The organism is Kamptonema sp. UHCC 0994, assembly GCF_029167235.1.
Lineage (GTDB): Bacteria > Cyanobacteriota > Cyanobacteriia > Cyanobacteriales > Microcoleaceae > Kamptonema.
The window spans coordinates 23,401-30,671 of sequence record NZ_JARFTR010000259.1 but is presented as its reverse complement, the minus strand read 5'-3'; the positions used below and the strand labels follow the sequence as shown (position 1 = coordinate 30,671).

At 44.0% G+C, this 7,271-nt stretch carries 6 protein-coding genes; 3 read left to right on the top strand and 3 right to left on the bottom strand.

The genetic code is table 11. From position 1 onward, the window contains the following. Nucleotides 1-640: 640 nt before the first annotated feature. The 3 genes from PY364_RS22920 (at nt 641) to recG (ending at nt 5,250) form a co-directional block, all read left to right on the top strand. Complete coding sequence (locus tag PY364_RS22920; protein ID WP_275526616.1) at nt 641-958, top strand: hypothetical protein; 318 nt, start codon at nt 641-643, stop codon at nt 956-958. A 116-nt stretch (nt 959-1,074) separates the two neighbouring features. Then, complete coding sequence (locus tag PY364_RS22915) at nt 1,075-2,775, top strand: relaxase/mobilization nuclease domain-containing protein (RefSeq protein ID WP_275526614.1); 1,701 nt, start codon at nt 1,075-1,077, stop codon at nt 2,773-2,775. Nucleotides 2,776-3,165: 390 nt separating this feature from the next. Then, nucleotides 3,166-5,250, top strand: a complete 2,085-nt coding sequence (recG, locus tag PY364_RS22910) for an ATP-dependent DNA helicase RecG (RefSeq protein WP_275526612.1) — start codon at nt 3,166-3,168, stop codon at nt 5,248-5,250. Nucleotides 5,251-5,361: 111 nt separating this feature from the next. Here the strand turns inward: recG and PY364_RS22905 are convergent, their stop codons facing one another. From PY364_RS22905 to PY364_RS22895, 3 genes are all read right to left on the bottom strand, one after another. Continuing rightward, entirely contained in the window at nt 5,362-5,784 is a 423-nt protein-coding gene (locus PY364_RS22905; RefSeq protein WP_275526610.1) for a hypothetical protein, read from the bottom strand. A 168-nt stretch (nt 5,785-5,952) separates the two neighbouring features. Further along, complete coding sequence (locus PY364_RS22900; protein WP_275526608.1) at nt 5,953-6,357, bottom strand: hypothetical protein; 405 nt, start codon at nt 6,355-6,357, stop codon at nt 5,953-5,955. Beyond that, on the bottom strand, nt 6,350-7,243 hold the full coding sequence (locus PY364_RS22895; RefSeq protein ID WP_275526606.1) for a pirin family protein: 894 nt from the start codon (nt 7,241-7,243) through the stop codon (nt 6,350-6,352). The genes PY364_RS22900 and PY364_RS22895 overlap by 8 nt, the downstream gene beginning before the upstream one ends. Nucleotides 7,244-7,271: the final 28 nt, after the last annotated feature.

Here is a 7,271-nt window from a genome sequence, read left to right as displayed (position 1 = left end):
TCGATCATAACAAGTAAAAACACTTACATTCGGTAAATTTAATAAAATATCTAAGTGAAGATCCATTGGTCGCAACCTAGTAAAATGTAGTATCTGATACATTTTACCACAGGATGCCGAAAGAGCCTAGTTTCGCTCATATTACAGGTCTTCCTAATTGAAGTTTCAAGAGTGGTAAAAAAATAGCCCTGTACCTTTGGCCGTGCAGAAATAACCTTCACGCTAAGCCAAGCGTGCTACCTCAAAAGAAGGCTGTAAAACAACAGCTATTGAGGGATTAAAACGCACTTACTACTTATTAACCCTCCTAAAACCTCCCCTCCCTCAGCCAGTTGTCTGAATCCGAACACCTGTAAAAATCGGACTCACGGCTTAGGCTAAAACGAAGCTTTTGATAGCAAGCTGTGTCAGAGGTGCGTGTAAGTCGCCCAGACACGACCTAGTCGATATGCCTACCACTGGCTACGCTAACGCGCACAGAGCGATCGTAGTCGAAGGATAAAGTTCTAAGACTTATGCACTCCCGTGCCAAATTACCCGCTTCTGGGTGCTTGTAAAGAAGCTGAAATCCTTGTGCTGGCGTTACAGTGCGTAAGTCCTAAATTCGCTACCTCAACACCAAATAGCAAACAAACTAGCCATGTCGAGAGCCAAACGAATCAAAAGAATAGAGATACGCCTGACAACAGAAGAACTTCAACTTGCTGAAACAATGGCTAAAAATCTCCAGATAAGCGTCAGCAGTTTGTTCCGATACCACACTTTTAAACAACAATATCAACCAGCTTTGTGCCAAAAATTAGCCGAACTTAACCTCCGGCTTAAACCGATTGCCATTGCTACAGAACAAGCATTATGGATGGGAGAAAAAATTCCACAGCCAGCCAACTTTGAGGAACTTCTTGAGCAAACTTTGGCACTACTCAAGCAACTACAGCAACAGCAAATGAACGTCTAAGTTCTAATTAATTTAAGCGATATTGAGAAAGATTTAAAAGCTTGTAGGGATTTTTTTAATAAAAATACCCACAAATTATCGTTCTTTTACTACACATTTTTTAAATTTAGTAAATAATGATTGGCAAGCAGAAAATCGGCAAAACTTTTACCCCATTGCTCAATTACCTCTTTTCCAAACAAGGAGCTTCACTAATTGGAGGAAATATGATAGGAGAAAATGCCCAGGAATTAGCTGCGGAGTTCCTCTTCTCCAAACAACTCAATCCTAGAGTTGAAAAACCAGTTTACCATGCCACCTTAAGCGTACCTTGTGGCGAGTATATTCCCGATGCCAAATGGCGGGCGATCGCTCTTGATTACCTAGAAGGAATGGGACTAGATCAAAACCTATTTGCCATCATCCGCCATACCGACCGCGAACACGACCACATTCATATTGCAGCCAGCCGCATCAAATTGGATGAAAAAGGAACCTGCGTATCCGATAGCTGGAATTACCTACGCAGCGAAAAATTGATTCAAGAATTGGAAGAAAAGTACGACTTGACACCAGCTTCTCGCAGTTTTGATAAAGAACGTCGTTCTCCCACAACTGGCGAACGCCGACGGTTAGCAAGAACGGGGGAAATCAGCACGCGGGAACAACTGCAAACAGCACTAGATCGAGCAACCACTGACAGACCCGCGCTTGCTCTTTTGATTGACCGACTCAGCGAACAAGGTATTAGTGTAAAAATAAAACCCACCCCCGCAGGTAAATTAGGCATTAGCTACAAATTAGAGAATATCGCTTTTAGCGGCACTCATTTAGGCAAAGCTTACACCTTCAAAGGACTTCAAAAATATAAAGGAGTCAGTTATTTTCCTGACATAGATTCGGAAGTTGTTGCACAATTTCCAACTGGAACCTCTAACCAGATTTTACAAACAGGAAAGTGTAAGCCTGATGGGGACGGAAACACAGATAGTGACACCACAGGCAATACTGACATCAATAGCACCGGGAACAATAATTTACCTCCCAACAGGAATATTAACCCAGATATTTACACCATAGAAGAAGAAAACACCACCAATATTTCCGATGTTGAAGAGAGTGCCACTGATTCTTCAAATGTTGAGTCAGAAGATGTATCCCTGGATGAACCATTAAATCAAGAGACAAACGAACCAGACTTAACTCTTCACTGGCAATCTGTGCGAGAAAGGTTGGTAGAAAATGCCTGCCTCCCCTCCGAATTGATAGACCTGTTACACGATAAAGGGTGGATAGATATAGATGACCGTGCCTGTGCTGTGTTTACTCTCCGCACGCTTACGGGAGATTATATGGGAACCTCCACTTGGGAGTCAAATGGAACATTTTCCATTGGTAGTAACGCAGGAATATCACTTGGAAAAGACAGCGACCAAGGTATTTTCTGGATAGCGACTCAAAACGATATTGAAAGAGCCGTTATTGCCAGCAATCCAGTGGAAATTCTGTCTGCCATCGCTCTCGACCCCGATTTTGATCGCAGACCGACTTTGTACTTAAGTATCGATGCTATATCTTCCTTGCCAACAAAATTTCTTATAGACATTCCCGCTATAGTAGTCGGTTTGAAAGGAGATGAATTTGGCGAGAAATTGTCCCAAGAAATTATCGAAATACTACCTCAAGCTAAGCGAATAAATCCCGGTATTGGTGGATGGAATGAAATACTGGTAGCCCAGGTTCAAGAAATGGAAACCCAATCAGATGAACTTGATGAAACAGGTGATGTGCCAGAGAAAACATTACGCGAACGCAATTCTGGTTTGAGCTTGGATTAGCAAGTTAAATTCTAATGTTAATGCTCACAGTCGGCGCTATGTAAAAAAGTGATAACTGCGGGTATTATAGCAGGTTTAAATGAGTTATGCAACGGTCATGTGAGCATCTTGCTCGCGCTTCGTGCAAGATGCCCATACTACAATTCAAATAAATAATTTAGACGTACTATATAACACTTTTCACCTCACACATAAAAAGCGCTAGTTTCTTCTGTTATTTCCTGAGAATAAGAACTGATTTGCGATAAATTATCTCGGCTTCATTGAATTAATGAAGGTAAATTTTCGGTTCAATAAGCGCTTTCTTAATTTTTGAAACAAAAGAAGTATTGGTTTTTGCTTTCTCGCTGCTAACGCAGCCACACGAGGACTTTCAACTTATTAAATCCCATGAACCTGCATTTACCAATTCATGCTCTGCCAGGGTTAAGCAGAGATAATTGCCGACTGCTTGAAAAACTTGGCATTACCAGCATTCTCGACCTACTGCTTTACTTTCCCCGCGACTACATCAAGTATCGGCGAGTCAAAATAGCCGGTTTACAAATAGGAGATTCTGTCACAATTGTGGGCAAAATTAAGAAACACGAAATTATCAGTCCGCCTAAAAATCCTCGACTAACAATCCAAACACTTATCGTCAAGGATAAAACAGGTAACATAGCGTGCAAGCGTTTCTTCAATCATACCTATTATCAATCTCAACAGTGGAGAAACGAGCAAAATTTGATGTACGTTAATGGAAGCATTGTTACTGTATCGGGGGTAGTTAAGGCAGACCGGTATTATGGAATGATATTAACTTCCCCTGAAATTCAACTAATTGACCTAGACCAAGTAAGGGATACGAAAAACTCAATCATCCCAATTTATCCGTTAACAAAAGGAGTTAACAACGAAATAGTTCAAGATGCAATATCTTCAGCTTTGGAAGTTCTTGAGCTACTAATTGACCCCCTACCGCAGCATCTCCGACGAAAATGTGGTTTGATGGAATTACAGGTAGCGATCGCAAATATTCACCACCCCCCAGACGAACCTCAACTAGAAGCTGCCCACCGTCGCCTGGTATTTGATGAATTCTTCTATCTTCAGCTATCGTTTCTCGTGCGCCGCCATCAACTTTTAGCACGTTCAGCGATCGCAAACATAACCCCTAGTAGCTCACTGCTAGAACAGTTTTACTCTCAACTCCCCTTCTCGCTTACCTTAGCTCAACGTCGGGTTATCAACGATATTCTCAACGACATGACTGCTAAAACTCCGATGAACCGATTGGTACAGGGGGATGTCGGTTCTGGTAAAACTATTGTTGCAGTTGTTGCTATCCTCGCCGCCATCCAATCCAGCTACCAAGCGGCACTTATGGCTCCCACAGAAGTGTTAGCCGAACAGCATTACAGAAAGATTGCAGCGTGGTTTGAACCCCTTGGAGTTTCTGTTCAATTGCTGACGGGTTCTACGAAAACTGCCAAACGCAGAGAAATCCACGCTCAACTGGAAACGGGCGAACTTTCCCTGTTAGTGGGAACTCACGCACTACTGCAAGAAAAAGTCAACTTCAATCAACTCGGTTTGGTGGTGATTGACGAACAGCATAGATTCGGGGTGCAGCAGCGGCAGAATTTACTGAATAAAGGAAACAGACCTCATGTACTGACCATGACCGCGACTCCTATACCGCGTACCTTAGCGCTAACCTTGCACGGGGATTTGGATGTCAGCCAGATTGACGAGTTACCGCCAGGGCGACAGAAGATTCACACGAAAGTGATTAATAAAGGCGCTCCAGCTTACGATTTCATCCACCATCAGGTATTTCAAGGCCGTCAGGCGTACATCATCCTTCCCCTGGTGGAAGAATCGGAAAAGCTAGATTTGAGAGCAGCGGTAGCAGAATACGAGCGACTCTCAACGCAAATCTTCCCCGAATTTAGGGTAGGATTGCTGCACGGTCGGATGACATCAGCCGAGAAAGATGAAGCGCTCAAATCCTTCCGCGACAACAAAACTCAAATCTTGGTTTCCACCACTGTGGTTGAAGTGGGCGTGGATGTTCCCAATGCTACAGTCATTTTAATTGACCATGCCGATCGCTTTGGCTTAGCTCAACTGCACCAGTTAAGAGGTCGCGTCGGTCGGGGTTCGCACCGTTCCTATTGTTTGCTGCTAGATACCAGTAAAACAGCAGAAGCCAAGGCACGTCTTGAGGTGTTGGAAAACTCCACTGACGGGTTCTTTATTTCGGAGATGGATTTGCGGTTGCGAGGGCCAGGAGTTGTGATGGGCTATCGCCAGTCGGGAATCTCAGAATTTGCTTTGGCGAATATACTAGATGATGAGGATTTGCTGAATTTAGCTCGTGAAATGGCAGTAGCAATTGTTAAGAGTGACCCGAATTTAAAAGCGTATCCATTGATGGTTGCAGAACTCAAAAGACTGGGGCTGACGAGTTGGAATTGTTCTCTCAATTAATAGATTTTAATAATAGTTGATGCACTTCAAAGTGCATCCAATTCCAACCTAAAATTTTCAGAGATTACGAAATGACAATTTTCCCCTTTGTATTAAGCTAAGTTGTACCGATCAAGTCAGTGGCTCAATCGGCAAATCAGCAGCAATTTCGACTATAGTAATTTTCGCATTCTCAACAACCGTATTTCCCATCATCGTATCGTGCATTGCCTCAAACTTTGATTCGGCTTCAGCAATACGTTCATAGTGCAAAATTACATGATAATGTTTAGCGATCGCCAAACCTGCCTCAGTTCGCTCTACGGCATCCCAGTCTCGATTCTGACGTTCCTCAGCAATCTGGCGATAACGCTCGGCTAACTGCTCTAAGGCGATCGCAATTGTATGTTCCTTTGTTTGACCGTAGCAACGGATGTCCGCAGTGGGGCAGTCACTCAAATCTGTTGACATCTGGCACGTATACTGTCCATTAGTCTGAGGCTGCACGGTTAGCGAAATCGTTCCGGTAATCGAATCGGGATTCATCTGGGTCATATTTACTTCGCTCTTAACTCGATCTGATGTCGTTATTGCTGATTATGCAGCAGTAGCTTGTAGGTAATTGTGTTTGTTATCAAAGTCATCTCCTAATGTAATGAATTTGAAGAAACAGTTTGTCCAAATTGCACTCAACTTGGACAAACAGAATCAGTTTATTGTTCACTATTTAGCTAGCACCATGACAACATCAGCATGGGCTAACACTACATCAGGATTGCGTTGCAGGGCTGCATCATACTTCATCGCAAAATCATTTCCCGATGCGTCAGGTATAAGCAAAGTCCGAACCTCAGTAATGAGAGTAGCGATCGCTTCTTTTGTAACAGGCTCATCGGCATGGAGCAAATCGTCAATTTGTAAAATCAATTGGGATAGTTGATGTAACCAAGCAAATCGATCGTCGTTAATCGCCAGTTGTAGCAATTCCCCTCTGGAAACAGTTCCCCGCACTTGCTCGTAGGTGACACGCTCAGCGTTCAACAATATTTTGTGCAAGTCCAGCAATTTGATTCGTAACTGGCTCAAAAGTTGATGTCGATTAATCCGGTGTTGAAGTGTATTAAACATGAATCCGTCCCATCCTTCCATTTTGGTAATCTGCGATCGCTTGTATAATTTCAGCTTCGGTGTTCATCACAAACGGGCCGTAACGCACCACAGGCTCATTCAACGGTACACCTGCAATTAGTAGGAAATCGAGCGGTTGTTGAGCATCCGCACGATTGGCAATTACAACCTCATCCCCATCCCGAGCAAAAATCACCATTTGCCCATCGTCACCGCGCTCCTGTTCGGTGCCAAACAAACCAGAACCATCCAGCAGATAGGCAAAGGCGTTGTATTCTTTCGGTACTCTTTGGACAACGGATGCGCCTGGTTGCAGCGTAAAGTGCAGATAAATAATCGGCGTGTTGGTTTCAATTACCGCCTTTGCCCCTAACGCTTCTCCGGCAATGACTCGTACTGTTACAGACCGATCTGAGCTTTGAACCACAGGGATTTGAGCCGCCTCTATTTCCTGATAGCGAGGCGCAATCATTTTGTCCCGTTGCGGTAGGTTAACCCAGAGTTGAATCCCATGTAGCCGTCCACCAGTGCGAGTAAACTCTGATTCCGGCATTTCTGAATGCACCACTCCCGCCCCGGCCGTCATCCACTGCACGTCGCCCGGATTTAATACTCCCCTATGTCCCTCAGAATCCTTGTGTTCAAACCGTCCGTCCAATAGATAGCTAACGGTTTCAAAGCCCCGATGGGGATGATCGGGCGCACCTTTTGCCTGACCCGGTTTCAGGTTAACCGGGCCTAATTCATCGAGGAGAAGAAAGGGGTCAAACTGTGAGAAGCTGCTTTTAGGGAAGGGACGGCGTACCAGGAACCCTTCTCCTTCTAAGGTTTCAACGCTATTGATGATTCCGGCAATGGTTCGGAGCGTTTGAGTTTGTACTGTCATACTATTGCCTCCTGGGAATCAGATTTAT